The 14,684-nt window shown below is 74.4% G+C and carries 14 protein-coding genes; 12 read left to right on the top strand and 2 right to left on the bottom strand.

Features of this window, described 5'->3' with window-relative positions; all coding sequences use genetic code 11:
• The first annotated feature begins 129 nt into the window (after positions 1 to 129).
• The 8 genes from RM590_RS32015 (at position 130) to RM590_RS31980 (ending at position 9,689) form a co-directional block, all read left to right on the top strand.
• Positions 130 to 1,485, top strand: coding sequence for an FAD-dependent oxidoreductase (locus tag RM590_RS32015; protein ID WP_311708292.1), 1,356 nt, complete (start codon positions 130 to 132; stop codon positions 1,483 to 1,485).
• Positions 1,486 to 1,596: 111 nt separating this feature from the next.
• Positions 1,597 to 2,679: an NADH:flavin oxidoreductase/NADH oxidase gene (locus RM590_RS32010; RefSeq protein WP_311708291.1), complete on the top strand. Its 1,083-nt coding sequence runs from the start codon at positions 1,597 to 1,599 to the stop codon at positions 2,677 to 2,679.
• Positions 2,680 to 2,771: 92 nt separating this feature from the next.
• Positions 2,772 to 3,449 carry a uracil-DNA glycosylase gene (locus RM590_RS32005; RefSeq protein WP_311708290.1) on the top strand — a complete coding sequence of 226 codons (678 nt, stop codon included), beginning with the start codon at positions 2,772 to 2,774 and terminating at the stop codon, positions 3,447 to 3,449.
• The gene (locus RM590_RS32000; RefSeq protein ID WP_311708289.1) at positions 3,446 to 4,468 is read left to right on the top strand and encodes an N-acetylglucosamine kinase; all 1,023 of its coding nucleotides are present in this window, start codon (positions 3,446 to 3,448) and stop codon (positions 4,466 to 4,468) included. Before RM590_RS32005 ends, RM590_RS32000 begins: the two co-directional genes overlap by 4 nt.
• A gap of 151 nt (positions 4,469 to 4,619) precedes the next feature.
• The gene (locus RM590_RS31995; RefSeq protein ID WP_311708288.1) at positions 4,620 to 5,522 is read left to right on the top strand and encodes a sirohydrochlorin chelatase; all 903 of its coding nucleotides are present in this window, start codon (positions 4,620 to 4,622) and stop codon (positions 5,520 to 5,522) included.
• A gap of 88 nt (positions 5,523 to 5,610) precedes the next feature.
• Positions 5,611 to 6,117 (top strand): nucleoside 2-deoxyribosyltransferase domain-containing protein, encoded by a 507-nt coding sequence (locus tag RM590_RS31990; protein WP_311708287.1) that lies wholly within the window; start codon positions 5,611 to 5,613, stop codon positions 6,115 to 6,117.
• A gap of 431 nt (positions 6,118 to 6,548) precedes the next feature.
• Complete coding sequence (locus RM590_RS31985; protein ID WP_311708286.1) at positions 6,549 to 8,429, top strand: endo-1,4-beta-xylanase; 1,881 nt, start codon at positions 6,549 to 6,551, stop codon at positions 8,427 to 8,429.
• Between the two features lie 339 nt (positions 8,430 to 8,768).
• Positions 8,769 to 9,689 carry a phosphotransferase gene (locus RM590_RS31980; protein ID WP_311708285.1) on the top strand — a complete coding sequence of 307 codons (921 nt, stop codon included), beginning with the start codon at positions 8,769 to 8,771 and terminating at the stop codon, positions 9,687 to 9,689.
• 46 nt (positions 9,690 to 9,735) lie between these two features.
• Here RM590_RS31980 and RM590_RS31975 read toward each other — a convergent pair whose 3' ends face one another.
• Positions 9,736 to 10,017, bottom strand: a complete 282-nt coding sequence (locus RM590_RS31975) for a hypothetical protein (RefSeq protein ID WP_311708284.1) — start codon at positions 10,015 to 10,017, stop codon at positions 9,736 to 9,738.
• Positions 10,014 to 10,262 carry a hypothetical protein gene (locus RM590_RS31970; RefSeq protein WP_311708283.1) on the bottom strand — a complete coding sequence of 83 codons (249 nt, stop codon included), beginning with the start codon at positions 10,260 to 10,262 and terminating at the stop codon, positions 10,014 to 10,016. Before RM590_RS31970 ends, RM590_RS31975 begins: the two co-directional genes overlap by 4 nt.
• Before the next feature lie 248 nt (positions 10,263 to 10,510).
• Between RM590_RS31970 and RM590_RS31965 the strand changes: the two genes are divergently transcribed.
• The 4 genes from RM590_RS31965 (at position 10,511) to RM590_RS31950 (ending at position 14,657) form a co-directional block, all read left to right on the top strand.
• Positions 10,511 to 11,137 (top strand): RNA polymerase sigma factor, encoded by a 627-nt coding sequence (locus tag RM590_RS31965; RefSeq protein ID WP_394814012.1) that lies wholly within the window; start codon positions 10,511 to 10,513, stop codon positions 11,135 to 11,137.
• On the top strand, positions 11,134 to 12,174 hold the full coding sequence (locus tag RM590_RS31960) for a CU044_5270 family protein (protein ID WP_311708281.1): 1,041 nt from the start codon (positions 11,134 to 11,136) through the stop codon (positions 12,172 to 12,174). The genes RM590_RS31965 and RM590_RS31960 overlap by 4 nt, the downstream gene beginning before the upstream one ends.
• Positions 12,175 to 12,283: 109 nt before the next feature.
• Positions 12,284 to 13,387 (top strand): choice-of-anchor I domain-containing protein, encoded by a 1,104-nt coding sequence (locus RM590_RS31955; RefSeq protein WP_311708280.1) that lies wholly within the window; start codon positions 12,284 to 12,286, stop codon positions 13,385 to 13,387.
• A 211-nt stretch (positions 13,388 to 13,598) separates the two neighbouring features.
• The gene (locus RM590_RS31950; protein ID WP_311708279.1) at positions 13,599 to 14,657 is read left to right on the top strand and encodes a glycerophosphodiester phosphodiesterase; all 1,059 of its coding nucleotides are present in this window, start codon (positions 13,599 to 13,601) and stop codon (positions 14,655 to 14,657) included.
• Positions 14,658 to 14,684 lie beyond the last annotated feature (27 nt).

Raw genomic sequence — 14,684 nt, 5'->3', positions numbered from 1 at the left:
AGCCACCGGCCGTGCCGGGCGGCACGCACGGGCCCGTCGCACTGCACCCCGTCAGCTCACTCCCGCAAGGTTGCCTTCAGTGGGATGCTGAAGTCTCCATCCTTACTCGGCGGTGTAAGGAGCCTTCGCATGCTTCGAATTGCGGTTGTCGGATCCGGGCCGAGCGGGGTGTACACCGCTCAGTCCGTGCTCGATCAGCAGGACGCCCAGCCGGTCCCGGTGGCGGTGGACGTGCTCGACCGGCTGCCCTGCCCGTACGGTCTGGTCCGCTACGGGGTGGCCCCGGACCACGAGAAGATCAAGTCGCTGCAGACCAACCTGCGCCAGGTGCTCGAACGGCCCGGTGTCCGTTTCATCGGCAACGTCCCGGTGGGCGAGGGCGGGGTGCCGACGCGCGAGCTGCTGTCGCACTACCACGCGGTCGTGTACTGCGTCGGCGCCGCCCGCGACCGGCGGCTGGGCATCCCCGGCGAGGACCTGGTGGGCAGTTGTTCGGCCACCGACTTCGTCTCCTGGTACAGCGCGCACCCCGACGCCACCGGCGACGGCTTCCCGCTCGGCGCGCGCAGCGCCGTGGTGATCGGCGTGGGCAACGTCGCGGTGGACGTCGCCCGCATCCTGGCGCGCGGCGTGGACGAGCTGCGCGCCACGGACATGCCGCAGGGGCCGCTGGACGCGCTGGCGGTCAGCGCGGTGCGGGACGTGTACATGGTGGGCCGGCGCGGGCCCTCGCAGGCGAAGTTCACCACCAAGGAGCTGCGCGAGCTGGGCACCCTGCCGGGCGCGGACGTCGTCGTGGACGAGAAGGAACTGGCGGCCGACCCCGGGTACGCCGACCCGGCCGGGCTGTCCGCCTCGGCCAAGCGGAACGTGGCGGCGCTGCGCGGCTGGGCGCAGGCGCCGGCCGGGCAGCGCGACCGGCGCATTCATCTGCGGTTCTTCCTGCGTCCGGTGGAGATCCTGGACGACGGGCAGGGCGCGGTGCGCGCCGTGCGGTTCGAACGGACCGCGCCCGACGCGGCGGGCGGTGTCCGCGGCACCGGCGAACTCATTGACGTGGAAGCCCAGATGGTGCTGCGCTCGGTGGGCTACCGCGGAGTGCCGCTGCCCGGGCTGCCGTTCGACGCCGGGAGCGGCACGGTGCCGCACGAGGGGGGCCGGGTGCTGCGGGACGGCGTCGCGTCGCCGGGCGAGTACGTGGCCGGCTGGATCAAGCGCGGGCCGAGCGGGGTCATCGGCACCAACCGCCCGTGCGCCAAGGAGACGGCCGGCTCGCTGCTGGCCGACCTCGGGGACCTCGCCGGGCGCGAGGTGAGCGGGGCGGATCCGCTGGACGCTCTGCGGGCGGCGGGGCTGGCCCCGGTGGAGTGGCCGGGCTGGCTGGGCATCGAGGCCGCGGAGCTCGCGCTCGGGCGGTCCCTGTCCCGGGGCACCGTGAAGATCGCCGACTGGGACGGGCTGCTGACCGCCGCGCGCGGCGTCTGAGGGGTTCGGGGCGTCCGGGATCCGGGGCGGCCGCGGGCACCCCGGACCCGGTTGTACGATCAGACTCGTACAAGACGCACATCGTGGCCCGGCCACGAGGAGGAGCCCCGCGTGAGCGCGCTGTTCGATCCCTACTCCCTGCGGTCCCTGACCGTTCCCAACCGCGCCTGGATGGCACCGATGTGCCAGTACTCCGCGGCCGCCTCCGGCCCGGACACCGGCGCCGCGAACGACTGGCACTTCGCCCACTACGCCGCCCGCGCGGTGGGCGGCGCCGGGCTGATCCTCACCGAGGCCACCGCCGTGTCCCCCGAGGGCCGGATCAGCCCCTGGGACCTGGGGCTGTGGAACGACCGGCAGGCCGCCGCGCTGCGCAGGATCACGGACTTCCTGGCGGAGCACGGCGCGGTCCCCGGCGTTCAGCTCGCCCACGCCGGGCGCAAGGCCGCGGTCGACGCGCCCTGGCGGGGCGGCGCGCCGCTGGGCACCGAGGAGCCGGGCTGGGTGGCCGTCGCGCCCAGCCCGCTCGCGTTCGCCCCCGACCACCGGGAGCCGGCCGAGCTGACGGTGGCGGACATCGCGGCCGTCACGGAGCAGTTCGCCGCGGCGGCCCGGCGGGCGCTGGACGCCGGCTTCCGGGTGGCCGAGGTGCACGGCGCCCACGGCTACCTCCTCGGCCAGTTCCTCTCCCCGCACAGCAACCGGCGCACTGACGGCTACGGCGGCGACTTCGCGGGCCGGACGCGGTTCGCCCTGGAGGTGGTGGACGCGGTGCGGGCCGTCTGGCCGGCGGAGCTGCCGGTGTTCTTCCGGATCTCCGCCACGGACTGGCTGCCGGACGGCGGCTGGACGGTGGACGACACCGTGCGCCTCGCCGGCGAGCTGCGCGACCACGGCGTGGACCTGCTGGACGTCTCCTCCGGCGGCAACGCCCCGGGCGTGCGCATCCCGACCGGTCCCGGCTATCAGGTGCCCTTCGCCGCCCGCGTCAGGGCGGAAACCGGGCTGCCGGTGGCCGCCGTCGGGCTGATCACCGAGCCGGAGCAGGCGGCGAAGATCGTCTCCGGCGGCGAGGCGGACGCGGTGCTGCTCGGCCGCCAGCTCCTGCGCGAGCCGTACTGGCCGCAGCGCGCCGCCCGCGAGCTGGGCCTGCCGCTCACCGGCGTCCCGGACCAGTACCGCAGGGCGCACTGAACGGGCCCGGCGGCGTGCGGGGACGGCCGGAGCGCCGCCGTTTTCCGGACCGGCGAGACCCGCGCGCCGCGCGGCCAGTAGGGTGACGGACCGTGGCAGCACGACCATTGAACGAAATCGTCGAGCCGGGCTGGGCGACCGCGCTAACCCCGGTGGCCGACCGGATCACCGCCATGGGCGCCTTCCTGCGGTCCGAGATCGCCGAGGGGCGCACCTATCTGCCCGCCGGACCGCATGTGCTGAGAGCGTTTCAGCAGCCCTTCGAGGAGGTGCGGGTGCTGATCGTCGGTCAGGACCCGTACCCCACGCCGGGACACGCCGTCGGGCTGAGCTTCTCGGTGGCGCCCGACGTCCGCCCCCTGCCGGGCAGCCTGGAGAACATCTTCCGCGAGCTCAACACGGACCTGGGGCTGCCCCGCCCGTCCAACGGCGACCTGACCCCGTGGACCGAGCAGGGGGTGCTCCTGCTCAACCGCGCGCTGACCACCGCGCCGCGCCGCCCGGGCGCCCACCGCGGCAAGGGCTGGGAAGAGGTCACGGAGCAGGCCATCCGCGCCCTGGCCGCCCGCGGCAAGCCGATGGTGGCGATCCTGTGGGGCCGGGACGCACGCGGGCTGCGGCCCATGCTCGGGCCGGTGCCCACGGTGGAGTCGGCGCACCCCTCCCCCATGTCCGCCGACCGCGGCTTCTTCGGCTCCCGGCCCTTCAGCCGGGCCAACGCCCTGCTGGAGGAGCAGGGCGTCGCCGCCGTGGACTGGAAGCTGCCGTGACGTCCGCGCCCGGGCCGGGGCCGGCCTGGGTGCTCGGAGTCGACTCCGGCGGCTCGGGACTGCGCGTCGCGCTGGCCCGCGCGGACGCCGGCGGCGCACCGGCGCGGCACTCCGAGGCGGCGGTGAACGAACCGGTGCGCACGGGGAGTTCGGGCATCGACGCCGGACACCTGCGGGAGCTGCTGATGCCCGCGGCCCGCGCCTTGCTGGCGGACGCCGGGGGCGGCCGGGTGGTGGCGGTGTGCGTGGGCGCGGCCGGCATGGCCACGCTCGGCGGCCAGTTGCGGGCCGAATTGCCCGACGCGGTGGCCGCCGACCTCGGCACGCGGCGCCTGGCGCTGGCCGCCGACGCGGTGACCGGCTACGCGGGCGCGCTGGGGAATCGGCCCGGCGCCGTCGTGGCGGCCGGCACGGGCATGATCGCGCTGGGCACGGACCTGTCCGGCTGGCGCCGCGCGGACGGCTGGGGCCACCTGCTGGGCGACTGCGGCGGCGGGGCCTGGATCGGCCGGGCCGGGCTGGAGGCGGCGCTGCGCGCCCACGACGGCCGCGAGGGCGGCTCGCCCGCCCTGCTGGCGCGCGCCGAGGCGGTGTTCGGGCCCGTGACCGGGCTCCCCCGGGCGCTGTATCCGCGCACCGACCGGCCCGCCGTGCTGGCGTCCTTCGCGCTCGAGGTGGCGCGTTGCGCGACGGACACGCCGGCCGATCCCGTGGCCGCCGGCATCCTGGCGGGCGCCGCCCGGGAGATCGCCCGGACCGCCGCGGCCGTCTGCCCGGCGGCGGCCGGCTCCGAAGTGGCGCTGACCGGCGGCCTGTTCCGGATGGGCGAACCGCTGCTGGCGCCGGTGCGCGCCGAGTTGGCCCGGCGCCTGCCGCACGCCGCCCTCGTGCCCGCCGCCGGCGAGCCGCTGGACGGCGCGCTGCTCATCGCGGCCGGGCTCGCCCGGGGCGCGCCCGGGCTGCCGCGCGACCCGGCGCTGCTGCACGTCGCGGAGGAAACGGCGCGTGGACCCGCGTAGCGCGGCGCGGACCGGCGTACGGACCGGCCCGGGCCCGCGTAAAGAGTCGGCCAAAGGGCTCACACCGACGCGCGGGATATTTCGGGACAGAAGCGGACTGTAGCCCCCCGGGCGAACAGCCAAGCACATCAAGGCATTAACATGCGGCGACATGAGCTCCCCCACTGGGCCCTCATCCGGCCTCCCCGTACGAATGCCGCGCCCCCGGCAGCCCGGCCGCCACCGTCGGCCGGAGCCCGTCTCCGCGCCCGAGGGCGCGCCCGCGCTGGTGCTCGCCGTGCCCGGGAGCCCCTCGGTGGAGAGCCGCGGGCTGGCCGAGGAAGTGGTCAGCATCGCGCGTTCCGAGCTGCCCGGGCTGGACGCGCGGGTGGGTTTCGTGGAGAGCGACGGCACGGACGAGGAATTCCCCTCCCTGGGCCAGGTGCTCGCCTCGGCCGAGGCCCAGGACGGCGACTCCGCGCCCGCCGAGGGCGGCCCCGCGGCGGTTGTGGTGCCCCTGCTGGCGAGCCCGGACAGCACTTACCTCGAGGTGATACGAGAGGCCGTGGGCGCCGGCGGCGCCACCGCCCGGCTGACCGATGTGCTGGGCCCGCACCCGCTGCTCGCCGAGGCCGTGCACGTGCGGCTGTCCGAGGCGGGCCTCGCCCGCGCGGACCGGGCGCGGCTGTTCACCGTCGCGACCGCCGCGGACGGGATCGTGCTGGCCACCGTCGGTGGCGCCGAGGCGGTGCAGGCCGCCGGGATCACCGGGATGCTCCTGTCCGCCCGGCTGGCCGTGCCGGTGCTGGCCGCGGCGCTCGACGAGGAGGACTCGATCGCCGAGACCGCCCGGCGGCTGACCGAGGCCGGCTCCCAGCAACTGGCGCTCGCGCCCTGCCTGATCGGCCCCGAGCTGCCCGAGGGGCTGCTGGTCGCGGGCGCCGAGGCGGCGGACTGCCCGGCCGCCGAGCCGCTGGGCGCGTACCCGGCCGTGGGCAGGCTGGTCCTCTCCGCGTACATGGCGGAGGTCGGCATCACCCCGCCGCGCTCCTCCCAGGGCACGCCCGTCCGCTGACCCCTTGGCCCGGCGCGGCGGAACGCGGCGGCGGGCCGGGCGCGGCAAGTCGTCGCCCTCCGCCGAGGGCCGCAGCGAAAGGCCGTCGATGACAGCGCGGTTGACCCTGGTGTGGGCCCGGGAGCCCCTGCCGGCCGACGGGCCGAGCGTCTTCCTGGCCGGGCCGACGCCGCGTTCCGCCGACGTGCCCTCGTGGCGCCCCGACGCGGTGGCGGAGCTGGACACGCGGTGGCCGGGGCCGACGCCGCTGACCGTGCTCCTCCCCGAGTCCCGGGAGGGCAGCCGGGCCGCGGACTACGACGACCAGTTCGCCTGGGAGATGTCGGCCCGCGCCGCCGCCACCGCGATCCTGTACTGGATCCCGCGCGACCTGCGCACGCTGCCGGGCTTCACGACCAACGTCGAGTTCGGCCAGGACGTCACCACCGGCCGCGCCGTGCTGGGCGCGCCACCCGACTGCCCCAACCCCGAGCGCAACCGCTACCTGATCCACCTCGCCCGGCACCACGGCGTCCCGGTGAGCGACACCCTCGCCGGCACCGTTACGGCGGCACTGGCGATCGTCGCCGCGGGCCGGGGCGAGCAAGCCGGATAACCTCGGTCGCCGGCGTGCGCAGCGCGCTGCCCGCCGGCCGAGGCAGGCGATGCCGGGCGTGAAGTACCGCCGCCGACAGCCGACTTGAGGTGGCTCGCCGGACGTTGGCCCCGGTCGCCGATGCCGTTGCCGCACCGAACTGACCTGCCGCGTGGACCCGTTGGGGCCACGCGCCGGGCGACGACACGAACCGGCACGTCCGCACCGGCCCGCCGCCGAGTCCCGTCGCGCACCTTCCCGAGCGGCCCGCCGGGCATTAGCATCTGCCGCGACGATTTGGGAGCGCTCCCATAAACCCGACTCGTCCGGCTCCACCGCTCGGACCGGGCGGGCGGAGCCCAGCCCCCCCCCATCGCAGGAAGGATCCCGACATGCGCGCGTCCCCCAGGCGTCCGGAGAGACGATCCCCGCTCTTGTTCGCGGTGTGCACGGTGGTGCTCGCGGTCGCGACCGCCCTCCTGCCGTCCGGCGCGGCGCTGGCCGGCACCACCACCGCCGCGTCGGCCGACCCGGTGACGGTGGTGTCCGGCACGTTCGAGGACGGGACCACGCAGGGCTGGGCGGCGCGCGGGGGTGAGACGGTCGAGGCCGGCACGACGGTGGCGCACGGCGGCACCGGCAGCCTCGCCGTGACGGGCCGCACCGGCACCTGGCAGGGGCCGATCCTGGACGTGACGGACACCCTCGCCGAGGGCACGCGGTACTCGGTCTCGGTCTGGGTGCGGCTGGCCGACGGCGCCACGCCGGACGTCGCCCGGCTCAGCGTCGAGCGCCGCCTCGACGGGGCCGCCTCCTACCAGACGCTCGGCAGCGCCCAGGCGACCGCCGACGGCTGGGTGGAGCTCACCGGCAGCTACCTGCGGACGAGCGAGGCGGACTATGTGGGCCTGTACGTGGAAACGGCCAGCGTCACGGCCGGGTTCTTCATCGACGACGTCATCGTCTCCCATGTCCCCGAGACGCCGATCCAGACCGACATCCCCTCGCTCAAGGAGGTGTTCACCGAGTTCCCGCTCGGCGTCGCCCTCTCTCCGGAAAGTCTGTACGGCGAGCGGGCCCGGCTGGCGGCCAAGCACTTCAACTCGGTGACGCCGGGCAACGCGCTCAAGTGGGACGCGACCGAGCCGAGGGAGGGCGCGTTCCAGTTCACCGACGCGGACCGGATCGTTCAGTTCGCCGCCGAGAACGGCATGGCCGTGCGCGGGCACACCCTCGTGTGGCACCAGCAGACGCCGGACTGGGTGTTCCGGGACGCGGCGGGCGACGTCATGACGCCGACGCCGGAGAACAAGGAACTGCTGCTGTCCCGCCTGGAGGCGCACATCCGCGGCGTCGCGGGCCGTTACGGCGACGACATCGGCGTGTGGGACGTGGTCAACGAGGTCATCGACGAGAACCAGGCGGACGGCATGCGGCGCAGCATGTGGTACCAGATCACCGGACTGGACTACATCCGCACCGCGTTCCGCGTGGCACACGAAGTGGCCCCGAACGCCCGGCTGTTCATCAACGACTACAACACCAACGTCCCCGCCAAGCGCGACGCGCTGTTCGGCCTGGTGAGCCAGTTGCGGAGCGAGGGGGTGCCCATTCACGGCGTCGGGCACCAGATGCACGTCAACGTCGAATGGCCGTCGGTCGCGGAGACCGAGGCGATGCTCCAGAAGTTCATCCCGCTGGGGGTGGAGCAGCAGATCACCGAACTGGACGTGTCCATCTACACCAACTCGGGCGAGTCGTTCCCGACCCCGCCGGCGGACCGCCTGCTGGCCCAGGCCCACAAGTACCGGGAGATGTTCGGGCTGTTCACCGAGTACGCGGAGCACATCACCTCGGTCACGGTGTGGGGACTCGACGACGACTCAACGTGGCTCGACGGGGGTTCGCTGGGGCGTGACGACGCGCCCATGCTGTTCGACGACCAGCTCCAGGCGAAGTCGGCCTACTGGGCCGTGGTCGATCCCAACTGGTCGGGCACGGCCGAACCGTCGAGCGGGTGCCGGGTCGCGTACCAGGTCGTCAACGAGTGGCCGGGCGGTTTCGAGGGCCGGGTCACGGTGACCAACACCTCGCCGTCCCCGCTCGCCGGCTGGAACCTGACCTGGTCGCTCGCCCAGGGGCAGGAGATCGCCCGGCTCTGGAACGGGGTGGTCAGCCGGAACGGCTCGGCGGTCTCCGTCCGCAACACCTCGTGGAACGGCACCCTGGCCGCGGACTCCGCCGTGACGTTCGGCTTCCTCGGGTCGTGGTCGGGAGCGAATCCGCGTCCCACCTACTTCACCCTGAACGGCGGCGCCTGCACGACGGCCTGAGCCGGCGGGCACGCGCCGAGGGGCCTTGGGGAGGGACGGAGCGGCAAATGCCGTGCCGTCCCTCCCGCGCTGTGTGGCACGGGCCGGGCCCCGGCGCGGGGCCGGGAGACCGCGAGCGCGGTCCTCAACGGGTGAGCACCGCAGCCGACGACGCCACCGTCCCGCTCGTGGAATCGCGGCGGAGTACGGAACTCCCTGACCATGGCGCGGACATGGCTCGCTAGCATGCAGGTGTGGCGTGATCTCCCGGCGGCCCCATGGGGCCGCGGCGCGAATCCGGCGTCGCCGTCGGCGTGCGGCGACGTGTCCGTCGTGTTCTCATCAGGAGATCCGTTCCCCATGACACCCGACATCGCTCCCGACTCGTTCTCCGGGGCCGACCGTAACGACGCGCGGACCGCCCGTCTGATCCTCGCCGACGCCCATCGGGCGCACGGCACCCGGTTCCGCCCGGTGCGTCCCCTGCGCGGCGGCTTCCAGTCCGGCGCATGGCTGGTGCGCGCGGCCGACGGCGCGGGCGGACTCGCCGTCCTCAAGTGGTCTCCCGACTCGAACGGGGCGGCGCGGATCCTGCGGGCCGCACGCGCGGTGGAGCGTGCCAGGGCGGCCGGCTACCCCACTCCCGGCTGGCTGGTCGCCGGTGTCGCCCAGTCGGGACTGCCGTACCACATCCAGCAGTTCGTTCCCGGGGCCTCGGCCGAACGGCTCACGGCGGAGGCCGCCGAACGGCTCGTCCCCGTGCTGGAGAGCCAGCGCGGCATCGACCCCGATCCGGGACACTGCTGGTCGCGCTACACCCGGGACCGGCTGGCCGGCGGCCTGGGCGGCATCCGGCAGGCGCTGGCCACGGGCCCCGAGGGGCGCCGGTTCGTCGCGGCCGTCGACGCGCTGCTGGCGGCCCACGAGGACTCCGGACTGCCGACGGGCGACCTGGTGCACGGTGACTTCCGGCTCCAGAACATCCTGTTCCGGTCCGGGCGGGTGGCCGCGGTCGTGGACGCGGAGGCGCTGGGCAGCGGCACACGCGCGTTCGACTACGCCACCCTGCTGACCGTGGACGATGTGGACCCGGCCGGCTGGGACATCATCCGCGCCGCCGGCGAACGGGTCGCCGGCCCGGGTGTCCTCGCGCGTTCCTTCGCGCTGGCCGCCGTGGAGCTCGCGGGTTTCGTCAGCGCCCGCGGGCCCGGACGGCTGCCCGTCATCATCGGCCCGCTGACGCGGCGGGCCATGGCACTCCGCCCCCGGGCCCCGGGGTGAACGGCCAGGTCACGCGGCCGGGGCGGCGGATCGCCGCCGGGGGGGGTCAGAGAACGACGTCGGGGAGCCAGTCCACCGTCAGGATGCGGGCGATCTGGTGTCGTCTCGACTCGATCATGTACTCGACGACGCCGTACACCTCGGCCTCGTCCTCGACGGCGGCCCGCCGCAGCGTGTCGGCCCACGGGTAGGACAAGGGCCAACCGGCCTGGTCGGCCTGCCACTTCAGGGTGCGGATCAGGGCGCGAAGCGCGTCCCACGGAGGGCCCTCGTGCTTGGCGAGCTGTTCTTCGAGGCCGGGGTCGCCGTAGACGTCCCAACGGGTCACGCGGCGTCCCCGATGCGCCGCCAGGGGCCCTCGCCGTACGCGGCTTCGGCGTACTGGTCGGCGCGGTCGGGGCGCCGGGAGAGCCGCCCGCACGACCACCATCTGCGCAGGACCCGCCGCCGCGTCTCCTCGTCCGGCGCCTGGTCGATCTCCTCCCGCGCACGGTCCCGGTCGCCCAGGTCCTGCATGGCGATGATCTCCTCGGCCGACGGCATCTCGACGGCCGGCTCGGGGCTCGGGCTCATCAGCGCCTCCTTCGACTGCGTCCTTCCGCAGCGTAGCGGTTCTCACGGCGGACGGCTGCCGCGCGCCCGAATCCGCCGCCCTCCGGCGGAGACCCGGGTGATACTCGGTCGGCACACCGTTCCGGACGTCTCAGTGAGGAGCAGCGCCCGAGGTGCGTCCCCCAGAAGCCGAGAACGTGACCTGCGTCACAGGAACCGATCAGGGTGTCGGGACACATCCGGGCGTGGAGACAACGCTGCACCAACGCGTGAGGTCGGGAGACCTCGACGCCTTCGACGAGATATACGACGCCAACGTGCGCGTCCTGTTCGCGCACGCCCTGCGCGCCACCGGTGACCGGCATCAGGCCGAGGACATCGTGTCGCTGACCTTTCTGGAGGCGTGGCGGCTGCGGGACAAGCTGCGCGGCGAGGTGCTCAGCGTACGGTCCTGGCTGCTCGGCATCGCGACCAACGTGCTGCGCAACACCGCCAGATCCGCCCGCCGGCACCGGGCCGCGCTCTCGCGCCTGCCGCCTCGCGCCGCGGCGCCCGACATCGCCGACGAGGTCGTCGGCCGTATTGCCGACACCGAGGAACTGGCCGCGGCGTTACGGGCGTTGGACAAGCTTCGCCGCAAGGAGCGTGAGGTGTTCGCGCTGTGCGTGTGGTCCGGGCTGAGCTACGCCGAGGCCGCCGCCGCACTCGGCGTGCCGGTCGGCACCGTGCGTTCCCGGTTGTCCCGGGCCCGCGCCCGCCTCCAGCAGCTCACGCGGCACGAGCTGCGGGAGGCCCGTTCCGGCGGTGGCGCGGCAACGGAACCCCCTGCCACGAAAGGACACATATCCGGCAGCCGCCCGCACGCGGCCCCGTCAACGGAGGGGAAGATCCGATGAGTTCGATGCCCAAGGACCGGCCCGACGTCGCGGAGCTGATCGGGCTGCTGCCGGATCCGGCTCCGGACGACGCCGGCCTGAACCCCGAGCGGCAGGCGCTGCTCAGGAGCGCCCTGCGGCAGGAGTACCGCCGCCCGACCCCGGCCCGGAGCCGTTCACGCCGGCGCCTGACGCTGGTCCTCGCGCCCTCGGCCGCCGCCTGCGCCTTGGCGATCACGGCGGGCCTGACCTCCATCGGCTCCCTCGGCGGCGATCCCCCCGGGAACGAGCAGGAGGCCGACCCGACCGCCGCGCAGCTCCTCGAACGGGCCGCGCTCACCGCCGCCCGCGCCCCGCAGGTGTCCCCGGCCGACGACCAGTACATCTATGGCGAGACCACCGGCTTCACCACCGGTCAGGTCCAGGACGGAGACTCGTTCACCACCGAGCGCCAGGAGGTCCACGGCGAGATGTGGGCCTCGGTGGACGGCAGCGGACCCACCCTGGAACGCGACGAGTACAGTGACGACTGGATACCGGCCCCGGACCCCCCTTCGTTGTCCAGGCCCACCTACCGGCTGCTGGAGACCCTGCCCACCGACCCCGACGTCCTGCTGGAGCAGATCTACGCCGAGGCCGGGCGCCAGTACGGCGAGGGCAGCGAGAACCCGCTGGAACCGGACCAGGGCGCCTTCGAGATCATCGGCCGTCTGCTGTCCGGCGGCGTGCTCCCCACGGAGACCGCCGCCACCCTCTACCGCGCCGCCGCCGACATCCCCGGCGTCGTCACGCTGCCGGACACCGAGGACGCGATGGGCCGCGAGGGAGTGGCCGTGGCCCGGGAGCACGCCGGCTGGCGCACGGAGTGGATCCTCGACGAGGACACCACCCGGCTGCTGGGGCTGCGCACCATCGTCACCGAGTCGGGCCCGTTCGGTGAGGCCGGCACGGTCTACGACTCCATCGCCATCTCCCGCGTCGGCATCGTCGACGAACCCGGCCGGCGCCCGACCGCGGCGGAGTCCGGTCCCGACACCGGCGCGGTCAGCGGCACCTGACCCTCACCCGTGTGGTGCCGGGCCCATTTCCCGGGCCCGGCACCGACGTTCACCCGCGCCTCCCCCGGCGTTGACCACCGATGCGTGGCCGTCGGCCACCATCCGCGTCATGAAACCCCCAAGACTCACGGTGCTCTCCGCCGCGACCGTGCTCGGCGTCACCGCCCTGGCCCCGGCCGCAGCCGAAGGGCGGCATCCCGGCCAGGACGGGCCCGCCGAGCTCGCCCTGACCCTGCTGGGCCGGTACGAGACGGGCGCCTTCGACGAGGGCGCGGCGGAGATCACCGCTCACGACCCCGACACCCAGCGGGTGTTCACCGTCAACGCCGAGCGCGGCACCGTCGACGTTCTCGACATCAGCCGCCCCGCCGAGCCGCGCGAGGTGGCCGAGCTGACCACGCCCGGCGCGAACAGCGTGGCGGTCAGCGGCGGCCTGGTGGCGGTGGCTCAGGAGGCGGCGGACAAGACGGCCCCCGGCACCGTCTCGGTCTTCCGCGCCACGAACGGCCGGCTGCTGGAGACCGTCACCGTGGGCGCGTTGCCGGACGCCCTCGCGTTCACCCCCGATGGCCGCCGGATCGTGGTGGTGAACGAGGGCGAGCCGTCCTCCTACTGCGCCGACGCGCCGGAGGGCGCGGACCCCGAGGGCGCGGTCAGCGTCATCACCCTCGACCGCGGCCGGGGCGACGGCACGCTGGACGGCGCCAGGGTGCGCACCGCGGACTTCCGCGCGTGGAACGGGCGCGAGGACGAACTGCGCGCCCTCGGCGGCCGTTCGCTCTCGGTCCTCGACAGCCGTGGCACCGTCGTGTGGGACTCCGGCGACGATCTGGAGCGGCTGATCGCCGAGCGCCACCCGGACGACTTCAACACGGACAACTCCGAGAACGCCCCCGACTCGCGCAGCGACAACAAGGGCCCGGAACCGGAAGGCGTCACCGTCGGCACGGTGGACGGCACCACCTACGCCTTCGCGGGCCTGGAACGCGTCGGCGGAGTCGTCGTCCACGACCTCACCGACCCGCGCGAGCCGCGGCTCGCCGGCTACGTCAACTCCCGTGATTTCGCGGGCGATCCGGAGACCGGCACCGCGGGCGACCTCGGGCCGGAGGGACTGACGTTCATACCGGCCGCCGACAGCCCGAACGGGGAGCCGCTGCTGGTTGTGGGCAACGAGGTCAGCGGCAGCACGGCCATTTACCGGATCGGCTGACGGCCACCGCGCCAACTCGCGCCCCGGGACCCGGGAACGCAAGCCGAATCGTCACTCACCCGTCATCGCGGGAACCTGCCCAGGGCCGCCCACGGCCACCCCGGGGTCGCATAGTCGTGCCGGTTTCCGCCCTCCGTCAGCAGCAGAAAGGCGTCACGTGCCGGGTCCCTCAAGATTCCCCCGATTCCTCAGGCCGCGACTGCGCGGGCCCGTGGCGGCCGTGCTCGCCGCGGCCTCGGTGGCGGCGCTCGCCGTCGCCTCGCCCGCGTCCGCCACCGGCAACGCGCACGGTCAGCACCGTTTCGATCTCCAGGCCCACCGCGGTGGCCTCGGACTCGTCGTGGAGTCCACGCTGCCCGCCTTCGCCAACGCGCTCGAACTGGGCGTCAGCACCCTCGAACTCGACGTGCAGATCACCCGGGACGGCGAGGCGGTCGTCACCCACGACCGGCGAATCTCCGCCGCCAAGTGCCGCGACACCGGACCGGCGTTCGCCGGCGACCCGCAGTATCCCTATGTCGGCAAGTACATCGTGGGCCTCACCCTCGCCCAGGTGCGCACCCTGGACTGCGGCTCCCAGACCCTGCCGCAGTACCCCGGTCAGCGGCCCAGCCCCGGCGAGCGGATGCCGCTGCTCTCCGAGGTGTTCGACCTCGTCGACCGATACCGGGCCCACGGCGTGCGGCTGAACATCGAGACCAAGGTCGAGGCCGGCGCGCCGCACGAGACGGCGCCGCGCGAGCAGTTCGTCCAGGTCGTGGCGCAGGAGGTCCGCCGGGCCCGGATGCTGCGCCAGGTCACGATCCAGAGCTTCGACTGGGGCGCGCTGATGCGGATGCGGGATGTAGAGCCGCGCCTGCCGATCGTCGCGCTGACCAACGGCCAGTCGTTCCTCCAGGTGGGCCAGCCCGGCGCGTCGCCCTGGCTGGGCGGCATCGACATCGACGACTTCGGCGGCAGCCTGGTGGCCGCGGCGCGGTCCTTCGGCGCGGACGCGATCTCCCCGGTCCACGGCGACCCGCAGAACGGCCAGGTGGGCGATCCGGGTTATGTGCCGTATGTCACCGAGGAGCTGGTCGACGAGGCGCACGCCGCCGGGATGCTGGTGATCCCCTGGACGGTCAACGACCGGGCGACGATGCACAAGCTGATCGACGACGGAGTGGACGGCATCATCACCGACTACCCGGACCGGCTGCGCACGGTCATGGCCGAGCGCGGCTTCCGGCTCCCCCGGGCCTACCAGGAGCGGCCCGGCCGCCCCGCCTGACGCGGCGAGGACCGGCCCCGCGGCACT

This window comes from Streptomyces litchfieldiae, assembly GCF_031845365.1.
Lineage (GTDB): Bacteria > Actinomycetota > Actinomycetes > Streptomycetales > Streptomycetaceae > Streptomyces > Streptomyces litchfieldiae.
Note: the sequence above shows the minus strand (reverse complement) of the source record. Positions and strands in the feature narration are given on the sequence as shown.